The following is a 19,486-nucleotide window of genomic DNA, read 5'->3' on the forward strand; positions in this document are numbered from 1 at the left end:
GTGCCGCCGGGTATACGTCCGACGGTTGCCGATTTGGCTTCAACCTCTAATCGACTTTCAGCGACATGGAAAACACGCAAGAGAACCCGGCTACCCAATCGGCCGAAGACATCGGTAGCGAAAAGCAGGCGGCGCAAGGCGCCGCGCCCGCCGCCGAAGCCGCCGACGCGGCGCTCGCGGAGGCTCAAGCCAAGGTCGCCGAGCTCCAGGAAAGCTTCCTGCGGGCGAAGGCCGAGACCGAGAACGTGCGCCGCCGCGCGCAGGACGACGTGTCGAAGGCGCACAAGTTCGCGATCGAGAGCTTCGCGGAACACCTGCTGCCCGTGCTGGACAGCCTGGAAGCGGCCGTCAGCGATACCTCCGGCGATATCGCGAAGGTGCGCGAAGGCGTCGAGCTGACGCTGCGCCAGTTGACGAGCGCACTCGAGAAAGGCCGTGTCGTCGCGATCAACCCGGTCGGCGAGAAGTTCGATCCGCACCAGCACCAGGCCATTTCGATGGTGCCGGCCGAGCAGGAGCCGAACACCGTCGTCACGGTGCTGCAAAAGGGCTACATGATCGCCGATCGCGTGCTGCGTCCGGCGCTCGTCACCGTCGCCCAGCCGAAGTAAGGCGGCCGACATGGTGCCCGCCGGCGTCGATCCGGCCGCGTTCGACGCGTTCGACATGCAGGCGCTCGACGCCGACACGTTCGACGCGGCCATCGACGGCGCGGGCGATGCGCTGGCCGTGGTGTTCTTCTGGGGCGTCGACTGCTTCAACTGTGAGATCGCGAAGAAGGCGATGCTCGCGCAGCCCGGCGCCATCCGCGCGCTGGGCCTGAAGTGGTTCCATTGCAACGTGTACGAGCACCATCAGCTGGGGCGCCGCTTCGGGCTGCACGGCGTGCCGACGTGGTTCTTCTTCCATCGAGGCAAGCGGCTGGGCCGCGCGACCGGCTGGCATGGCCTCGCGCAGTTCCAGGCAGCCGTCGCGGCGGCACGCGCGAAGATGGCCGCGGCGGGTGCGCCGTCCGGCGAAAGCACCGGTGGCCGGCACGATCCGCTAGCCGGCGGCGATTGAAAAAATTTAATATCCGCATCGCTCGTCGGGTCTTGAAAACGGATCGGACGGACGCATTTCGGGAACAGAGTTGAATTCTGGCGTGCGAAACCGCCCAAAAACGCGGTGTTTCGTGCAGCAAACAAGCATTTCTGGAGATTAGGAAAAAATGGGAAAGATCATCGGTATTGACCTCGGCACCACGAACTCGTGCGTCGCCATCATGGAAGGCAACCAGGTCAAGGTCATCGAGAACTCGGAAGGCGCGCGCACCACGCCGTCGATCATCGCCTACATGGACGACAACGAAGTCCTCGTCGGCGCGCCGGCCAAGCGCCAGTCGGTGACCAACCCGAAGAACACGCTGTTCGCGGTGAAGCGCCTGATCGGCCGCCGCTTCGAAGAGAAGGAAGTCCAGAAGGACATCGGCCTGATGCCGTACTCGATCATCAAGGCCGACAACGGCGATGCATGGGTCGAAGCGCACGGCGAAAAGCTCGCGCCGCCGCAGGTGTCGGCCGAAGTGCTGCGCAAGATGAAGAAGACGGCGGAAGACTACCTCGGCGAGCCGGTCACGGAAGCCGTGATCACGGTGCCGGCGTACTTCAACGACAGCCAGCGCCAGGCGACCAAGGACGCCGGCCGTATCGCGGGCCTCGAAGTCAAGCGGATCATCAACGAGCCGACGGCAGCCGCGCTCGCGTTCGGCCTCGACAAGGCCGAGAAGGGCGACCGCAAGATCGCCGTGTACGACCTCGGCGGCGGCACGTTCGACGTGTCGATCATCGAGATCGCGGACGTCGACGGTGAAATGCAGTTCGAAGTGCTGTCGACCAACGGCGACACGTTCCTCGGCGGCGAAGACTTCGACCAGCGCATCATCGATTACATCATCGGCGAATTCAAGAAGGAGCAGGGCGTCGACCTGTCGAAGGACGTGCTCGCGCTGCAGCGCCTGAAGGAAGCCGCCGAAAAGGCGAAGATCGAGCTGTCGTCGAGCCAGCAGACCGAAATCAACCTGCCGTACATCACGGCGGACGCGTCGGGCCCGAAGCACTTGAACCTGAAGATCACCCGCGCGAAGCTGGAAGCGCTGGTGGAAGACCTCGTCGAGCGCACGATCGAACCGTGCCGCATCGCGATCAAGGACGCAGGCGTCAAGGTGTCGGACATCGACGACGTGATCCTGGTCGGCGGGCAGACGCGCATGCCGAAGGTCATGGAGAAGGTGAAGGAATTCTTCGGCAAGGATCCGCGCCGCGACGTGAACCCGGACGAAGCCGTCGCGGTTGGCGCGGCGATCCAGGGCCAGGTCCTGTCGGGCGACCGCAAGGACGTGCTGCTGCTCGACGTGACCCCGCTGTCGCTCGGTATCGAGACGCTCGGCGGCGTGATGACGAAGATGATCAGCAAGAACACGACGATCCCGACGAAGCACGCTCAGGTGTACTCGACGGCCGACGACAACCAGAGCGCCGTGACGATCAAGGTGTTCCAGGGCGAACGCGAAATGGCGGCGGGCAACAAGCTGCTCGGCGAGTTCAACCTCGAAGGCATCCCGCCGGCACCGCGCGGCGTGCCGCAGATCGAAGTGACCTTCGACATCGACGCGAACGGCATCCTGCACGTCGGCGCGAAGGACAAGGCGACCGGCAAGGAAAACAAGATCACGATCAAGGCGAACTCGGGCCTGTCCGAGGCTGAAATCGACCAGATGATCAAGGACGCGGAAGCGAACGCAGCGGAAGATCACAAGCTGCGCGAGCTGGCCGATTCGCGCAACCAGGGCGACGCGCTGGTCCACAGCACGAAGAAGGCGCTGACCGAGTACGGCGACAAGCTGGACGCGGGCGAGAAGGAAGCGATCGAAGCGGCGCTGAAGTCGCTCGAGGACGTGCTGAAGGACACGTCGGCCGACAAGGCTGCGATCGATGCGAAGGTCGAGGAGCTCGGCAAGGTGTCGCAGAAGCTCGGCGAGAAGATGTACGCCGACATGCAGGCCCAGCAGGCGGGTGCGGCCGGCGCGGCCGGTGCGGCGGAAGGCGCGGCCCATGCGGGTGGTGCGCAACAGGCTGCCGACGACGTCGTCGACGCCGAGTTCAAGGAAGTGAAGAAGGACTGAGCCGGGTTGCCATGGCACCGTACGCCGCGCGCGAAACGCGCGCGGCGCGGCTGACAAGCGGTCTGTCTTTCCTTCCGGATGGCCGGATCGACTCCACGCCTGGCGGGCCTTGCGGCCCTCCGGGCACATTTGTTTTTTGGCGGGTGCTGCGTGAGCCGTCCGCGGACGGTGCAGCGCCAGACGAGTCGAGAGACTTTACTGCGGGCGAAAGGAGCCGCCGCGTGCGCGAAGCGTGGCGGCACAGTGAATCGATATGGCGAAACGGGATTACTACGAGGTTCTGGGCGTCGCGAAGAACGCGAGCGACGACGAAATCAAGAAGGCATATCGCAAGCTTGCGATGAAGTATCACCCTGACCGCAATCCGGACAGCAAGGATGCGGAAGAGCATTTCAAGGAGGCGAAGGAAGCCTATGAAATGCTGTCGGATGGCCAGAAGCGGGCCGCGTACGACCAGTACGGCCACGCGGGCGTCGATCCGAACATGGGCGGTGCGGGCGCGCAGGGCTTCGGCGGCTTCGCCGATGCATTCGGCGACATCTTCGGCGACATCTTCGGCCAGGCCGCGGGCGGTGCCGCGCGCGGCGGCCGCGGCGGCCCGCAGGTGTATCGCGGCGCCGACCTGCGCTACAGCATGGAAATCACGCTCGAGCAGGCCGCGCACGGCTACGACACGCAGATCCGCGTGCCGAGCTGGGTGTCGTGCGAAGTCTGCCACGGGTCGGGGGCGAAGCCCGGCACGAAGCCGGAAACCTGCCCGACCTGTCACGGCCAGGGCACGGTGCGCATGTCGCAGGGCTTCTTCAGCATCCAGCAGACCTGCCCGAAGTGCCATGGCACGGGCACCTATATCCCGGAACCGTGCGCGCATTGCCACGGGTCGGGCAAGGTGAAGGAAACCAAGACGCTCGAAGTGAAGATCCCGGCCGGGATCGACGACGGGATGCGGATTCGCTCGGCCGGCAACGGCGAGCCGGGCATCAACGGCGGGCCGCCGGGCGACCTGTACGTCGAGATCCACATCAAGCCGCACGCGGTGTTCGAGCGCGACGGCGACGATCTCCACTGCCAGATGCCGATTCCGTTCACGACCGCCGCACTCGGCGGCGAGATCGAGGTGCCGACGCTGGCCGGCCGCGCGTCGTTCCCGGTGCCGGAAGGCACGCAGTCGGGCAAGACGTTCCGCCTGCGCGGCAAGGGCATCAAGGGGCTGCGTTCGAGCATTGCGGGCGATCTGTACGTGCACGTGCAGGTCGAGACACCGGTGAAGCTGACCGATCACCAGCGCGACCTGCTCAAGCAGTTCGAGAAATCGCTGGCCGAGGGCGGCGCGCGTCACAGCCCGCAGAGCAAGAGCTGGTTCGACCGGGTGAAGAGCTTCTTCGAGTAACGGCATGACTGAAGGCAACGAGAGCGCGTCGTTCGCGCTCTTGGACGATTGCGACTCGACCGCGTCCGCGCGGTCGAGTCGTTTGTATTCGGGCTTCGTGCGCGAACGCGTGTGCACGGACCCGGCGCAGCTCGACGCCATCGACGCGGCGCTCGCGCAGGATCTGCGCGACGGGCTGCATGCGGTCGTCGTCGGCGATTACGAATTCGGACGCAACCTGCAACGGGCGCAGCCGGGCCATGCCCCGCTGCGCTTTTTGCTGTATGCGCGCTGCGAGCGGCTGTCGCGCGACGACGTCGACGCGTGGCTCGCGCAGCAGGACGGCGGCGCCGCGCCGTCGATCGCGGGCGTCGCGCATGTCGCGAAGAGCGTGTCGCGCGATGCGTTCGACGCGGCGATCGCCACGGTGCACGACGCGCTGCGCGCGGGCGATTCGTATCAGGTCAACTACACGTACCGGCTGAATTTCGACGTGTTCGGCACGCCGCTCGCGCTGTACCGGCGGCTGCGCGCGCGGCAGCCGGTGCGGTACGGCGCGCTGATCGCGCGGCCCGACGGTGCGTGGGTCGTGTCGTGCTCGCCGGAGCTGTTCGTCGAGAAGCATGGCGACGTGCTGCGCGCGCGGCCGATGAAGGGCACCGCGCCGCGCTCGGCCGACCCACGTGAAGACGCGGCGGCGGCCGCGTTCCTCGCGAGTGACCCGAAGAACCGCGCGGAAAACGTGATGATCGTCGACCTGCTGCGCAACGACGTGTCGCGGATTGCGCGCACGGGCAGCGTCAAGGTGCCGGCGTTGTTCTCCGTCGAGCCGTATGCATCGGTGTGGCAGATGACGTCGACGGTCGAGGCCGGCTGGCGCGACGGCACGACGTTCGCGCAGATGCTGCGCGCGCTGTTTCCTTGCGGGTCGATCACGGGCGCGCCGAAGTACAAGACGATGCAATTGATCGATGCGATCGAGTCGACGCCGCGCGGGCTGTATACCGGTGCGATCGGCTGGCTCGACGCGCCGAAGGACGAGGCCGCGTCGGCAGGCGCTGCGGCCGGGTGCGGCGATTTCTGCCTGTCGGTCGCGATCCGGACGCTGACGCTCGATGCGGTCGCAGCCGATCCCGCCGCGACGAGCGCCACGCGCGACGCGGCAACGGCCGCCGCCGGCCGGCGGCGCGGCACGATGGGCGTCGGCGCGGGCATCGTGCTCGACAGCGTCGCGGCCGATGAATACGCGGAGTGCGAATTGAAAGCGCGATTCCTGACGGACGCCGACCCCGGCTTCCAGCTGTTCGAAACGACGGCCGCGACGCGGGCGGACGGAATCCGCCATCTCGATCGCCATCTCGCGCGGCTGCAACGCAGCGCGGATGCGTTCGGCTTCCGCTTCGATGCCGACGCGTTGCGTCGCGAGATCGATGCGCGCTGCGCGGCGCTCGACGGCGACGGCGCGTACCGGATGAAGCTCGCGCTGGCGAAGGACGGCACGATCGAGATCGTCGCGGCGCCGCTCAAGCCGCTGCCGGCGGGGCCGGTCGGCGTGCTGCTGGCCTGCGCGCACGGCTTCGCGCCGACCCTCGCGAGCGATGCGCTGCTGCTGCACAAGACCACGCGCCGTGCCGAATACGACCGCGCGTGGCAGGCGGCGGAGGCGCTCGGCGGGTTCGACATGCTGTTCGTCAACGAGCGCGGCGAGGTGACGGAAGGCGGGCGCTCGAACCTGTTCGTGAAGCTCGACGGCCAGTGGGTGACGCCGCCGTTGACGAGCGGCGTGCTGCCGGGCGTGATGCGCGGCGTGCTGCTCGACGATCGCGCGTTCGGCGCCGTGGAGCGGGTCGTCATGCGCGACGATCTGGCGCGCGCGCAGGCGTTGCTGTTGACCAACGCACTGCGCGGGGCGCTCGACGCGGTGCTGAAGTGACGGGGTGACGGCTCGGGAGCCTGCCCGGGCTGCGGCCGCCGAGCATCGGCCACGCGGCTTCCGGAAAAAAAGCGCGGCGCCCTTTACGGGCGCCGCGCTTTTTTATCGGCAGGGCACCGGCGAACGAGCCGCCGGGTACGCGTCAGAACGAGTGTTCCGGGCCCGGGAACGACTGGTCCTTCACCGCGCTCACGTAGGCTTCGACGGCCGCCTGAATGCTCGGCTGTCCCTGCATGAAGTCCTTCACGAAACGCGGCCGCTTGCCGGGGAACACGCCGAGCATGTCGTGCAGCACGAGTACCTGCCCCGAGCAGTCGACGCCCGCGCCGATGCCGATCGTCGGAATCTTCAGCATGTGCGTGACTTCGGATGCGACGAGCGTCGGCACGGCTTCGAGCACGACGAGTTGCGCACCGGCTTCCTCGACCGCGCGCGCATCGCGCAGCAGTTGCGCGGCGCCCGCTTCGGTCTTGCCCTGGACCTTGAAGCCGCCGAACGCATGCACCGACTGCGGCGTGAGGCCGAGGTGCGCGCACACGGGTACCGACCGTTCGACGAGGAAGCGGATCGTATCGGCGAGCCATTCGCCGCCCTCGAGCTTGACCATCTGCGCGCCCGCGCGCATCAGCTTGACGGAATTCGCGAACGCGTCGGCCGGCGTCCCGTACGTGCCGAACGGCAGATCGGCGACGACGAGCGCACGCGGCTGCGCACGTGCGACACAGGCAGTGTGATAAGCGATGTCGTCGAGCGACACGGGCAGCGTGGTCGTATGGCCCTGCAGTACGTTGCCGAGCGAATCGCCGATCAGCAGCACGTCGGTGCCGGCGCGATCGAGCAGCGCCGAAAAGCTCGCGTCGTAGCACGTGAGCATCGCGATCTTCTCGCCGGCGTCGCGCATTGCCTGCAGCTTGGGTACCGTCACGGCAGGCCGGCTCGATTCCTGGAGATAGGTCATGGGGAAATCCGGGTCGATGGGGGAGGAACGACGGGCGGGACGCGTCAACGCGCCGTCTCGCCCTTGACGAAGAATTCCTTGCGGCCGCGCATCGTCTCGATGCGCTCGACCAGCAGGGCGAGATCCTCGGGGGAATCCAGCGGGTTCAGGTGTTCGGCTGCGACCGTCAGCACCGGCGTGCGGTCGTAGTGGTAGAAGAATTCGTTGTACGCGTCGACGAGCGAGCGCAGGTACGCGTCGCTGATCTGCAGCTCCATCGGCGTCCCACGCTTCTGGATGCGCGAGAACAGCACTTCGGGGCTGGCCTGCAGGTAGACGACGAGATCGGGCGACGGCGCCTGCGGCACGTCGACGTGCGCGGCGACCGAGCGATACAGCTGCCACTCGTCTTCCGGCAGGTTCAGCCGCGCGAAGATGTCGTTCTTCTGCGGCATGAAATCGGCGATCACGGGCCGGCCCGTGTCGAGCGCGCCGATCAGCTCGCGCGCCTGCTGCGCGCGCTGCAGCGCGAACGATAGCTGGACGGGCAGCGCGTAGCGTGCGGTGTCGCGATAGAAGCGTTCGAGGAACGGGTTGTCCTGCGGGCGTTCGAGCAGCGTCTGCATCGACCAACGCTCGGCGAGCAGGCGCGCGAGCGTCGTCTTGCCGACGCCGATCGGGCCTTCGATCACGAGATAGCGGTGCGGGGCGCGCAGGTCGGGCGCGGTGACGGTCAGCGGAGTCGAGTTCATCGGCAGCGGGTCTTGTCGGCGTCTTCGCCGGCAGCGAGCGCCTTTTGCATCAGGCACTGGCAGGTTTGCACCTTTTCGACGCGCTGATCCGCGACCGCGGCGAGAAAGGCGTCGGCACGGCCGCGCGCGGGGATGTCGAGCGCCGGCTCGATTTCGACGAGCGGCACGAGCGCGAATGCGCGGTCGGTGAGGCGCGGGTGCGGGACGATCAGGTCGGGTTCGTCGATCGAATCGGCGCCGAACAGCAGGATGTCGAGGTCGAGCGTGCGCGGCGCATTGCGATACGGGCGCTCGCGGCCGAAGTGATGTTCGATCTTCTGGCAGAGCGCGAGCAGCTCGCGGGCCGACAGCGTCGTGTCGAGCTTGACGACGCAGTTGTAGTAGTCGTCGCCGCCGGCTTCGAACGGCGCCGTGCGATACAGGCTCGACTTGCCGAGGATCGAGATGGTGCGCTGCTGCGCGAGGCACACCACCGCGTCCTTCAGGGTCTGGCGCGCATCGCCGAGATTCGCCCCCAATCCGATATATGCAACCGTCATGGCATCACTTCCTACGTCGTTCGCCGGCGCATGCGTCAGTCGTCGGAACCGCTCGCGGTATCCGGCGCCTGCGCGGCGGCGCCTTCACCCGGATTGCGGTTTCGCGCACCGCCGCGGCGGCGCCGCTTGCGGGGCGATTTTTCCTTCGAGCCGCCCTGCGTGAGCAATGCCTCGCGAGCGGCCGCGTCGCCTTCGATGAAATCCGTCCACCACTGTCCGACTTCCGCATCGAGCTCGCCGGATTCGCAGCGTAACAGGAGGAAATCATACCCCGCTCTAAACCTTTGGTGTTCCAGCAGCCGCATCGCGCTGCGGCCCGAGCGCTTCTCGAGGCGCAACTGCAGGCCCCAGATCTCGCGCATGTCGGCCGAGTAACGCTTGTGGATCGCGAGTTTCTCGGTCTGCATGTCGAGCACGTCGTCCATCGCGCGATGGAGCGCCGGCACCGGGATTTCGCCCGCGGCCGTGTACTGCTCGAAGCGCTGGCGCATGTCGTGCCACAGCAGCGTCGCGAACAGGAAGCCCGGCGACACCGGCTTGCCGGCGCGCACCCGCGCGTCGGTGTTGTTCAGCGCGAGCGTGATGAACTTCTCGCCCTGCGGCTGTTCGAGCACGACGTCGAGCAGCGGCAGCAGCCCGTGATGCAGGCCTTCCTTGCGCAGCCGCTGCAGGCACGCGAGCGCGTGCCCCGACAGCAGCAGCTTCAGCATTTCGTCGAACAGGCGCGCGGCCGGCACGTTGTTGATCAGGTCGGCGAGCGCGTGGATCGGCTCGCGCGTATGCGGCTCGATCTCGAAACCGAGCTTCGCCGCGAAGCGCACGACGCGCAGCATCCGCACCGGATCCTCGCGGAAGCGGGTGGCGGGGTCGCCGATCATCCGCAACAGGCGGGCGCGTACGTCGGCCATCCCGTCGTGATAGTCGAGCACCGTCTGCGTCGACGGGTCGTAGTACATCGCGTTGATCGTGAAGTCGCGGCGCGCGGCGTCCTCGTGCTGCTCGCCCCACACGTTGTCGCGCAGCACGCGGCCGCTCGCATCGACCGCGTGCGTGCGGCGATCGAGTTCGTCGCGCTTCAGGCGCTTCGGCGGCTCGGCCGCGGCCGCCTCGGGCGGCGCGTCGACCAGCGCACGGAACGTCGATACCTCGATCAGTTCCTGGCCGAACTGCACGTGGACGATCTGGAAGCGGCGGCCGATCAGGCGCGCGCGGCGGAACAGGCGCTGCACCTCGGTCGGCGTCGCGTCGGTCGCGACGTCGAAGTCCTTCGGCGCGATGCCGAGCAGCAGGTCGCGCACCGCGCCGCCGACGATGAACGCGCGAAAGCCCGCCTGCTGCAGCGTGTCGGTCACGCGCACCGCGTTCCTCGAGATCAGCGCCGGGTTGATGCCGTGCACGCTGGCCGGCACGACGGTCGGCTCATGGTTGCTGCGCGATTGCTTCGCGCCGCCGCGGGCGCCCTTCGGCGCGCGCGGGGCAGCAGGGGCCGCTACGTCGGCCGGGGCCGCGGCGGGGGGCGTTTGCTCGGTTTCGTCCTGCCCGAGCAGCTTGCGAATGAATTTTTTGATCACGACGTTCAGAAGAGATCCAGGATGCGCCAGCCGCGGTTGCTTGCGTGCGCACGCAGCGTGTCGTCGGGGTTGGTCGCGATCGGGTCGGTGACTTTCTCGAGCAACGGAATGTCGTTGTGCGAGTCGCTGTAGAAATAGCTGTGTTCGAAGTCGTCCCAGTGTTTGCCGAGCGACGCGAGCCACGCTTCGGTGCGCACGATCTTGCCTTCGCGATAGCTCGGCGTACCGGTCGGCCGGCCCGTGTACGGCGAATCGGGATGCCCGTCGGTCGTTTCGACCTCGCACGCGATCAGCGTGTCGACGCCGAACGCGGTCGCGATCGGGCGCGTGATGAATTCGTTGGTGGCCGTCACGACGCAGCACAGGTCGCCGGCGTCGACGTGCTTGCGCACGAGTTCGAGCGCGGCGGGCGTCATCGCGGGGCGGATCACTTCGTGCATGTACTGCTCGTGCCATTCGGCCAGCTGCGCGCGCGAATACTTCGCGAGCGGCGTGAGCATCGCGCACAGGTACGCGTGGATGTCGAGCTTGCCGGCCTTGTAGTCGGCGAAGAACTGATCGTTCTGACGCGAGAAGCTTTCCGCGTCGACGATGCCGAGCTTCACCATGAAGCGACCCCATTCGTGGTCGCTATCGGTCGGGATCAGCGTGTGATCGAGGTCAAAGAGTGCCAGATTAGTCATGGAAGCGCATTTTACTCGAAGCGGTTCGGGCCCGTGCCCGGTGGAGCGATGTCGTCGCCGGGACGCGCGAGCATCCGGCGCAGCAGCGGCAGCGTGACCGCGCGTTTCTGCTCGAGCGAGAAGCGGTCGAGCGCGTCGAGCAATGCCATCAGGCTCGGCATGTCGCGGCGAAAATGGGTCAGCAGGTACGCGGCGATGTCGTCGGTGAGCGCGATTCCGCGCTCCTTCGCCGCGAGCTTGAGCACGGCGATCTTGCCGGCGTCGGACGGCGGCGACAGGTGGAACACGAGCCCCCAGCCGAGCCGCGTGCGCAGATCCTCGCGCACGTCGAGCGCGAGCGGCGCCGCCGGGCCCGCCGCGACGAACGCGCTCGACGGGTGCGCGCGCACTTCGTTGAACAGGTTGAACAGCGCGACCTGCTGCGTGTCGCTCATCCGGTCGCAGTCGTCGATCGCGTAGATGCCGATGCGCGGATCGAACGTGAACGCACCGAGCGGGCTCTGCGGCGTCAGGTAGCGCGCGTAGCCGTACGACGCGTCGCTCACGAGCGCCTGCAGCAGGTGGGTGCGGCCGCTGCCCGGTTCACCCCAGATATAGAACGACCGATCCGGCACGGGGCCGGCCGCGAGCGCGAGATCGAGCTTCTGCAGGCGCGTGACGAGCTCGTCGTTCTCGTCGCTCATGATGAAGTTGTCGAACGTGGCGGGCGGCGGCGTGCCGAGATCGAGCGTCAGTTGACGGGACACAGCAGTCACAATGCGGGTCGGTTGAAAAAACGCGTGCCGTACGCCGGGCACGCGCGAGGGAAGGCGCCCCGGCTGGCTTCACGCGCGACCGTACGCACGGCGCGGCGCGGCTTTCGGCGCGCTTCGCCCGGCGATGAAAACGGGGACGTGTTGACCAAGATGCGATCCCTGACGATTCGGTGCTGGGAATTCCGGCCAACGGGCCGGCTTCGGGTAAAATCGCATTTTACCGACCTTCTCGCATTCCCCCATGAATCCTCCGAAATCCGCTCCCGACGCTCAGGGTCTGTCCTACCGCGACGCAGGCGTCGACATCGACGCAGGCGACGCGCTCATCGACAAGATCAAGCCTTTTGCGAAGAAAACCTTGCGCGACGGCGTGCTCGGCGGCATCGGCGGGTTCGGCGCGCTGTTCGAAGTGCCGAAGAAGTACAAGGAGCCCGTGCTCGTCTCGGGCACCGACGGCGTGGGCACCAAGCTCAAGCTGGCCTTTCATCTGAACAAACACGACACCGTCGGCCAGGATCTCGTCGCGATGAGCGTGAACGACATCCTCGTGCAGGGCGCCGAGCCGCTGTTCTTCCTCGACTACTTCGCGTGCGGCAAGCTCGACGTCGACACGGCCGCGACCGTCGTCAAGGGCATCGCGCAGGGCTGCGAACTGTCGGGCTGCGCGCTGATCGGCGGCGAAACCGCCGAAATGCCGGGCATGTACCCGGACGGCGAATACGACCTGGCCGGCTTCGCGGTCGGCGCGGTCGAGAAGAGCAAGATCATCGACGGCAGCACGATCGCCGAAGGCGACGTGGTGCTCGGCCTCGCATCGAGCGGCATCCACTCGAACGGCTTCTCGCTCGTGCGCAAGATCATCGAGCGCGCGAACCCCGATCTGTCGGCGGATTTCCACGGCCGCTCGCTGGCCGACGCGCTGATGGCCCCGACGCGCATCTACGTGAAGCCGCTGCTCGCGCTGATGCAGAAGCTGACGGTGAAGGGCATGGCGCACATCACGGGCGGCGGCCTCGTCGAGAACATCCCGCGCGTGCTTCGCGAAGGCCTCACCGCCGAGCTCGACCAGCAGGCATGGCCGCTGCCGCCGCTGTTCAAGTGGCTGCAGGAGCACGGCGGCGTCGCCGACGCGGAAATGCACCGCGTGTTCAACTGCGGGATCGGCATGGCCGTGATCGTCTCGGCGGCCGATGCCGACGCAGCGATCGCCGACCTGACCGCCGCCGGCGAACAGGTGTGGAAGATCGGCACCGTGCGTGCGACCCGCGAAGGCGAGGCGCAGACGGTCGTGGTCTGACGCACGGCAGCAGCAGAATGCAGTACGGAAAACCGCCCGGAATCGCTCCGGGCGGTTTTTTTTCGGGCGCCGCGTGCGTACGGACGCGCGCCGACGAAGGAGGGGCGACGATGACCGAAGACGAACGCGCGATCCGCGAGCTCGTGGAAACCTGGTTCGTGTCGAGCCGGCGCGGCGATCTGGCGACCGTGCTCGACCTGATCGCCGACGACGCGATCTTCATGGTGGCCGGCAAGCCGCCGTTCGACAAGGCGGCGTTCGCGGCCGCGTCGCGCGACGCGAACGCCGGCGCGGAAAACGCGCCGAAGATCGACGGCCGCTACCGGATCGACGAGCTGCGTGTGATCGGCGACTGGGCATACATGCGCAATTTCATCGAGATCGACGCGACGCCGCCGGGCGGCGAGACGATCCGCCGGTCGGGCCACACACTGACGATCTTCCGCAAGGCCGACGGCCGCTGGCAGCTCGTGCGCGACGCGAATCTCGTCACGCTCGCGAGCTGAGCGCGACGGCGCACGCTCGCGCTTACGCTTACGCGGATGCCCGCGGCGCATTCGCCGGGCGCGCGCCGGCCAGCAACGGCGGCACGAGCAGGTACAGCAGCGCGGCCGCAGCCCACACGAGCCCCGGCCAGGTCGCGCGCGTCGCCGCGTAGGTCGCGGTGACGACCAGCGGCCCCGCGACACCGATCAGGCTCGCCACGCTCGCCAGCGTGCCCTGCAGTTCTCCCTGGCGCGCATCGTCGACCTGCCGGGCGAGCATCGCCTGCAACGCGGGCAGCGTCATGCCGCCGGCCGCGAACAGTGGCAGCAGCGCAAACGGCACCCAGGCGGCGGTGGCGCACGCGATGATCGCCAGCCCGAGCGCGTCGCCTGCCAGGCCCAGTGCGAGCGCGCGCCGCTCGCCGAGCCGCGCGATCAACGGCCCGATCGCGAACGCTTGCGCGAGCGCGTGGCATGCGCCGTAGCCGGCGAGCGACAGCCCGGCGACCGGCGTCGACCAGCCGAAATGTTCCTGGCCGTACAGAATCCACAGCGTCGCGGGCGCCTGCGACACGAGCGCCACGATCACGTAGATGCCGACCAGCGGCGCGAGCGCGGGCGCGCCGCTCAGCCGGCGCAGGCTCGCGAACGGGTTCAGCGCGCCGACCGTCCGGCCTTCCCGGGCCGACCGCGGCCGCGATTCCGGCAGCACGCGCCACACGAGCACGAGGTTCAGCGCATTGAGCAACGCGGCCGCGACGAACGGCGCACGCAGGTGCAGCACGCCGAGCAGCCCGCCGATCAGCGGGCCGGCGATGAAGCCGATGCCCATCATCGCGCCGAGCTGGCCGAAGCGCCGGGCGCGATCCGGTTCGGCCGTCACGTCGGTCACGTACGCGGTCGCGACCGCGACGTTCGCGCCGGTGATGCCCGCGATCAGCCGCCCGACGTAAAGCCACGCGAGCGTCGGCGCGAGCGCCATCAGCAGATAGTCGAGCGCGGCGCCCGCGAGCGACGCGAGCAGCACCGGGCGGCGGCCGAAACGGTCGCTCAGCGCGCCGAGCAGCGGCGCACACAGGAACTGCGCGAACGCGTACAGCGCGAGCAGGATTCCGTAGTGGGTGTCGGTGCTGCCCGCGCCGGCGAGCGAGCGCAGCAGCCCGGGGAGAATCGGCATCACGATCCCGACGCCGATCGCGTCGAGCAGGACCGTGGCCAGGATGGCAATCAGGGAGGGGTTCAAGAGGATCACTCTATCGATGATAGAGTGAGGAGTATTCCACAGTTTCCCTATCGGTGATAGAGATGAAGGACACGGGAGCGCGGCTGACGCGCGATACGGTATTGCGCGCGGCGCTCGAATTGCTGGATGAGGTGGGAATCGACGGACTGTCGACGCGGCGGCTCGCCGAGCGGCTCGGCGTGCAATCGCCGACGCTGTACTGGCATTTCAGGAACAAGGCCGAGCTGCTCGACGCAATGGCCGAGGCGATCATGCTGGAGCGCCACGGCGCGTCGCTGCCGCAGCCGGGCGACGTATGGGATGCATGGCTCGCGGAGAATGCGCGCAGTTTTCGCCGAGCGCTGCTGGCCTATCGCGACGGCGCACGCCTGCATGCCGGCACGCGGCCGCGCGCCCTGCATTTCAGCTCGATCGAACGCAAGGTCGCGCTGCTCGGCGACGCGGGGTTCACGCCGGACGAAGCGGTCGACGTGATGGTCGCGATCGGTCGCTTCGTGGTCGGATGGGTGCTGGAAGAGCAGGCGGCGCCGGACGGCGAAGCCGATGCGCCGCTGCCGGACGCGGCCGAGTACCCGCGGCTCGCGCAAGGCTGGGCCGCGCTGCGCGAGCGCAGCGGCGACGAAGCGTTCGAGCGCGGCATCGCGTGGATCGTCGATGGCGCCCGCGCGCGCCTCGCGGCGCGGCGGGCGGGCTGACCGAGTCAGTCCGGCGAGCGGCCGTCGAGGACGCGTTCGAGTGCGTCGAGCGCGCGGGCCGTCGAATCCGGCGCGATGCAGTCGACCACGATCCGCTCCGGCATCGCGCGCAGCCACGTGATCTGGCGCTTGCACAGCTGGCGTGTCGCGAAGATGCCCTTGTCGCGCATCGTCCGGTAGTCGGTGACGCCGTCGAGGAATTCCCACGCCTGCCGGTAGCCGACGCAGCGCATCGACGGCAGGTCGGGATGGAGATCGGCGCGGCGCCGCAGCCGTTCGACTTCGTCGATGAAGCCTGCGTCGAGCATCGCGTCGAAGCGCTGCGCGATCCGTGCGTGCAGCACCGCGCGATCCGACGGCTCGAGCGCGACCGGCACGAAGCGGTACGCGGCGGCCGCATCGTCCGTGCGGCGCGGCGCGGCGAGCAGCGCTGACATCGGCTGCCCGCTCAGCATGAAGATTTCCAGCGCACGCTGGATCCGCTGCGAATCGTTCGGCGCGAGCCGCGCGGCCGTGTCGGGATCGACCTGCGCGAGCCGCGCGTGCAGCGCGGGCCAGCCGTCGCGTGCGGCGTCGGCGTCGAGTGCCGCGCGGACCTCCGCGTCGGCGCCCGGCAGGTCGTTGAGCCCTTGCGTCAGCGCCTTGTAGTACAGCATCGTGCCGCCCGCGAGCAACGGCGTACGGCCGCGCGCGACGATCTCGCCGATCAGGTGCAGCGTGTCCGCGCGGAATTCCGCGGCCGAATACGCGTCGGCCGGGTCGATGATGTCGATCAGGTGATGCGGCACGCTCGCGCGCTCGTCGCGCGACGGTTTCGCGGTGCCGATATCCATGTCGCGGTAGACGAGCGCCGAATCGACGCTGACGATCTCGATCGGGCGGCGCGCGGCGAGCGCCAGCGCCGCGGCCGTCTTGCCGGAAGCGGTGGGGCCGAGCAGGCAGGCGATCGTCGTCGGGCTGGACTGCGAAGAAGCGCTCATTGCCCGCGCATGAAGAGACGGTCGAGATCGTTCAGCGTGAGCTGATACCAGGTCGGCCGGCCGTGATTGCATTGGTCCGCGCGCTCTGTCGCCTCCATCTGGCGCAGCAGCGCGTTCATCTCGTCGAGCGTCAGGCGCCGGTTCGCGCGCACCGCGTGATGGCACGCGAGCGTGCCGAGCAGTTCGTGCTGGCGCTCGGTGAGCACGCGCGAGCCGCCGAACGCGTGCAGGTCGGCGAGCACCGCGCGCGCGAGCGACTGCAGGTCCGCATCCTTCAGCAGCGCCGGCACCGCGCGGATCGCGAGCGTCGTCGGCGACAGCACCGCGAGATCGAAGCCGAGCGATTCGAGCGTGTCGCGCTCTTCCTCGACCGTGCCGATCTCGACCGGCGTGGCCGTCATCGAGATCGGCAGCAGCAGCGACTGCACGGCGACCGAGCGATCCGCGAGCGCGTTCTTGAACTGCTCGTACAGGATCCGCTCGTGCGCCGCATGCATGTCGACGATCACGAGACCGTACGCGTTCTGCGCGAGCACGTAGATCCCGTGGATCTGGCCGAGCGCGAAGCCGAGCGGCTGCTCGTCGTGCGCGAGCGGCGACGCGGCGAAGCCGGGCAGCGGCGCGGCCGGGGCGTCGGCGGCATCGGCCGCATCGCGGGCGACGAGCGTCGTGCCGTCCGGCGTGCCGGCGCCGCTGTCCTTGCGGCCGAACAACGCGTCGTAGAGCGCGAGCGGCTGCGCGACGGGCAGCGTGCCCTGCGTCATCCGCGCCTGGCGCATCCACGTGTTGCCGGCCGACGACGAAGACGACGGCGCCGAGAATCCGCTGCCGCCGCTGCCGCCGATCGCGGCGCTCGGGCCTTGGCCGAGCGGCGTATCGACGAACGATGCCGGCCCGCGCGGCGCGGGTTCGATATGCGCGGCATGGCCGCCCGCGGTGGTTTCCGGCGATGCGCCCGCATGGCGGGCAAGTGCACGCTGCACTGCGTGGAACACGTATTGGTGGATCGAGCGAGAATCGCGGAACCGCACTTCGATCTTCGACGGATGCACGTTCACGTCGACGGCTTCGGGCGGCAGGTCGAGGAACAGCACGTACGACGGGTAGCGGTCGCCGTGCAGCACGTCCTCGTAGGCCGCCCGCACCGCGTGCGTCAGCAGCTTGTCGCGCACGAAGCGGCCGTTCACGAAGAAATACTGCTGGTCGGCGCGCCCGCGGCTCGCGGTCGGCAGGCCGGCGCAGCCGTAGACGGCGAGCGGGCCGGCCTGCTCGTCGAGCGGCAGGTGCGCCGTCGCGAAGCTTTCGCCGAGAATTTTCGCGACGCGCTGCGCGGGCTCGGTCGCATTCCAGTGCTCGACGGCCTTGCCGTTGTGCAGCACCGAGATCGCGACGTCCGGCCGTGCGAGCGCCGCACGGCGGATCATTTCCAGGCAGTGGCCGAATTCCGTCTGCTCGCTCTTCAGGAACTTGCGCCGCGCGGGTGTGTTGAAGTACAGCTCGCGCACCTCGATCGTCGTGCCGACCGAGCCGGCTGCGGGCGACAGCACGCCCGTCTGCGCATCGATCTTCGTCGCATGCGCGGCATCGGCCGTCCGGCTCGTGATCGACATCTCGGCCACCGACGCGATCGACGCGAGCGCTTCGCCGCGAAAGCCCAGCGTCGCGACCGCCTCGAGCTCCTCGAGCGAGCGGATCTTGCTGGTCGCGTGGCGCATCAGCGCGAGCGCCAGTTCGTCGGGCGGAATCCCGCAGCCGTCGTCGGTGATCGAGATGCGCTTGACGCCGCCTTCTTCCAGCACGATGCGCAGTGTCGTCGCGCCGGCGTCCATCGCATTCTCGAGCAACTCCTTGACGACCGACGCCGGGCGTTCGACGACCTCGCCGGCGGCGATCTGGCTGATCAGCTGGTCGGGCAGGGGCTGGATCGCGCGCAGCGGGCGCGCGGCGGGGGCGGGTGCGGCGCCCGCGGCCGTTTCGGTGATATCGGACATGGCCGAATTATAGCGAGGCGGCGAACGCGTGCCGGGGCGGCCGGCCGTTACGTTTTTTCACGGAGCCTTAAGGTAGTTTCGGTATCATCACCCAGTTGCACGCGCCGCCTTGGCTGGCGGGCGCCTCCGCCATCCCTGGCCTGTTCCGGCCGTTCCGGCCCTATCGCCTTCGAGGAATCGCATTTGGATACGCTGCTGCATTTCGTCAACCTTGTCCTGCATATCGACGCTTTCCTCGGCGATTTCATCCGGCAGTACGGCGCGTGGGTCTATCTCGTCCTGTTTCTGATCGTGTTCTGCGAGACGGGGCTCGTCGTGTTCCCGTTCCTGCCTGGCGATTCGCTGCTGTTCATCGGCGGCGCGTTCGCGGCGACGGGCGAAATGAACGTCGGCCTGCTGATCGTGCTGCTGCTCGTCGCGGCGATTTCCGGCAACACCCTGAACTACCTGATCGGCCGCTGGATCGGCCCGAAGGTGTTCAATACGCATATTCCGGTGCTCGAGCGATTCCTCGATCGCGCCGCGCTGCAAAAGACCCACTCGTTCTACGACAAGCACGGCGGCAAGACGATCGTGCTGGCCCGCTTCATTCCGGTCGTGCGCACGTTCGCGCCATTCGTCGCGGGCGCGTCGTCGATGAGCGCCGCGCGCTTCCAGTTGTTCAACGTGATCGGCGCGCTGGTGTGGGTGCTGCTGCTCGTGCTGCTCGGCTATTTCTTCGGCAACATCCCGTTCATTCGCCAGTACCTGAACGTGATCGTGCTGGTCGGGATTGGCGCGGCGATCGTGCCGGTCGCGCTCGGCGCGGTGTGGAAGCTCGTGCGCGGGAAGCAGTCGGATAACGTGCCGAAGGCGGGTGGGCGCTGAACGCGGGTTCGTTCCTCTTCGGGGAAATGAAAAAGCGTGGCGAGTGTGAACTGCACCCCAAAAGTTGGATACCGATCCAACCTTTGGGGTGTTTTTCTTGAACCGCTTGGATTTCTTGGACAGTGCCGAGCGTTAGTGTTCGGTCTTTCTGAACCGCTTGGATTTCTTGGACAGTGCCGAGCGTTAGTGTTCGGTCTTTCATGAGCCTTCGGCCGTAGGCCGAAGG

At 67.9% G+C, this 19,486-nt stretch carries 18 protein-coding genes; 9 read left to right on the top strand and 9 right to left on the bottom strand.

Translation table 11 applies throughout. From position 1 onward, the window contains the following. The first annotated feature begins 65 nt into the window (after positions 1-65). The 5 genes from grpE (at position 66) to WT24_RS18700 (ending at position 6,465) form a co-directional block, all read left to right on the top strand. A complete protein-coding gene (gene grpE, locus WT24_RS18680; RefSeq protein WP_034206475.1) occupies positions 66-611 on the top strand; it encodes a nucleotide exchange factor GrpE in 546 nt (181 codons plus the stop codon). 10 nt (positions 612-621) lie between these two features. Continuing rightward, positions 622-1,062, top strand: a complete 441-nt coding sequence (locus WT24_RS18685; protein WP_060035440.1) for a thioredoxin family protein — start codon at positions 622-624, stop codon at positions 1,060-1,062. Between the two features lie 148 nt (positions 1,063-1,210). Then, entirely contained in the window at positions 1,211-3,163 is a 1,953-nt protein-coding gene (gene dnaK, locus WT24_RS18690; RefSeq protein ID WP_059501040.1) for a molecular chaperone DnaK, read from the top strand. A 253-nt stretch (positions 3,164-3,416) separates the two neighbouring features. Next, entirely contained in the window at positions 3,417-4,553 is a 1,137-nt protein-coding gene (gene dnaJ / locus WT24_RS18695) for a molecular chaperone DnaJ (RefSeq protein WP_034206478.1), read from the top strand. Positions 4,554-4,557: 4 nt separating this feature from the next. After that, on the top strand, positions 4,558-6,465 hold the full coding sequence (locus WT24_RS18700; RefSeq protein ID WP_060035442.1) for a chorismate-binding protein: 1,908 nt from the start codon (positions 4,558-4,560) through the stop codon (positions 6,463-6,465). Between the two features lie 142 nt (positions 6,466-6,607). Here the strand turns inward: WT24_RS18700 and panB are convergent, their stop codons facing one another. Genes panB through hda form a run of 6 tightly spaced genes read right to left on the bottom strand, consistent with a single transcriptional unit; the run spans position 6,608 to position 11,693 of the window. After that, positions 6,608-7,423, bottom strand: coding sequence for a 3-methyl-2-oxobutanoate hydroxymethyltransferase (gene panB, locus WT24_RS18705; RefSeq protein ID WP_059501042.1), 816 nt, complete (start codon positions 7,421-7,423; stop codon positions 6,608-6,610). A gap of 44 nt (positions 7,424-7,467) precedes the next feature. After that, entirely contained in the window at positions 7,468-8,154 is a 687-nt protein-coding gene (locus WT24_RS18710; protein ID WP_059501043.1) for a deoxynucleoside kinase, read from the bottom strand. After that, the gene (folK, locus tag WT24_RS18715; RefSeq protein WP_006476832.1) at positions 8,151-8,693 is read right to left on the bottom strand and encodes a 2-amino-4-hydroxy-6-hydroxymethyldihydropteridine diphosphokinase; all 543 of its coding nucleotides are present in this window, start codon (positions 8,691-8,693) and stop codon (positions 8,151-8,153) included. The genes WT24_RS18710 and folK overlap by 4 nt, the downstream gene beginning before the upstream one ends. A gap of 35 nt (positions 8,694-8,728) precedes the next feature. Beyond that, positions 8,729-10,264, bottom strand: coding sequence for a polynucleotide adenylyltransferase PcnB (pcnB, locus tag WT24_RS18720; RefSeq protein WP_059791783.1), 1,536 nt, complete (start codon positions 10,262-10,264; stop codon positions 8,729-8,731). Positions 10,265-10,269: 5 nt separating this feature from the next. Beyond that, the gene (locus WT24_RS18725) at positions 10,270-10,947 is read right to left on the bottom strand and encodes an HAD family phosphatase (protein ID WP_011656045.1); all 678 of its coding nucleotides are present in this window, start codon (positions 10,945-10,947) and stop codon (positions 10,270-10,272) included. 11 nt (positions 10,948-10,958) lie between these two features. Then, on the bottom strand, positions 10,959-11,693 hold the full coding sequence (gene hda, locus WT24_RS18730) for a DnaA regulatory inactivator Hda (protein ID WP_034206485.1): 735 nt from the start codon (positions 11,691-11,693) through the stop codon (positions 10,959-10,961). A 250-nt stretch (positions 11,694-11,943) separates the two neighbouring features. Between hda and purM the strand changes: the two genes are divergently transcribed. After that, on the top strand, positions 11,944-12,999 hold the full coding sequence (gene purM / locus WT24_RS18735) for a phosphoribosylformylglycinamidine cyclo-ligase (protein ID WP_059501045.1): 1,056 nt from the start codon (positions 11,944-11,946) through the stop codon (positions 12,997-12,999). A 110-nt stretch (positions 13,000-13,109) separates the two neighbouring features. After that, positions 13,110-13,505: an SgcJ/EcaC family oxidoreductase gene (locus WT24_RS18740; RefSeq protein ID WP_059501046.1), complete on the top strand. Its 396-nt coding sequence runs from the start codon at positions 13,110-13,112 to the stop codon at positions 13,503-13,505. A gap of 28 nt (positions 13,506-13,533) precedes the next feature. Here WT24_RS18740 and tet read toward each other — a convergent pair whose 3' ends face one another. Further along, on the bottom strand, positions 13,534-14,727 hold the full coding sequence (gene tet / locus WT24_RS18745; protein ID WP_082742223.1) for a Tet(A)/Tet(B)/Tet(C) family tetracycline efflux MFS transporter: 1,194 nt from the start codon (positions 14,725-14,727) through the stop codon (positions 13,534-13,536). Positions 14,728-14,789: 62 nt separating this feature from the next. Between tet and tetR the strand changes: the two genes are divergently transcribed. Further along, positions 14,790-15,422 carry a tetracycline resistance transcriptional repressor TetR gene (gene tetR / locus WT24_RS18750; protein WP_059501047.1) on the top strand — a complete coding sequence of 211 codons (633 nt, stop codon included), beginning with the start codon at positions 14,790-14,792 and terminating at the stop codon, positions 15,420-15,422. A gap of 5 nt (positions 15,423-15,427) precedes the next feature. Here tetR and miaA read toward each other — a convergent pair whose 3' ends face one another. Together miaA and mutL are read right to left on the bottom strand one after the other, a co-directional pair. Next, positions 15,428-16,402, bottom strand: a complete 975-nt coding sequence (miaA, locus tag WT24_RS18755) for a tRNA (adenosine(37)-N6)-dimethylallyltransferase MiaA (RefSeq protein ID WP_059501048.1) — start codon at positions 16,400-16,402, stop codon at positions 15,428-15,430. Then, positions 16,399-18,393 (bottom strand): DNA mismatch repair endonuclease MutL, encoded by a 1,995-nt coding sequence (gene mutL, locus WT24_RS18760; protein ID WP_060035443.1) that lies wholly within the window; start codon positions 18,391-18,393, stop codon positions 16,399-16,401. The genes miaA and mutL overlap by 4 nt, the downstream gene beginning before the upstream one ends. Before the next feature lie 183 nt (positions 18,394-18,576). Between mutL and WT24_RS18765 the strand changes: the two genes are divergently transcribed. Next, entirely contained in the window at positions 18,577-19,260 is a 684-nt protein-coding gene (locus tag WT24_RS18765; RefSeq protein ID WP_060035445.1) for a DedA family protein, read from the top strand. The last annotated feature ends 226 nt before the right edge of the window (positions 19,261-19,486 follow it).

It is taken from the genome of Burkholderia sp. MSMB1078WGS (assembly GCF_001528895.1).
GTDB lineage: Bacteria > Pseudomonadota > Gammaproteobacteria > Burkholderiales > Burkholderiaceae > Burkholderia.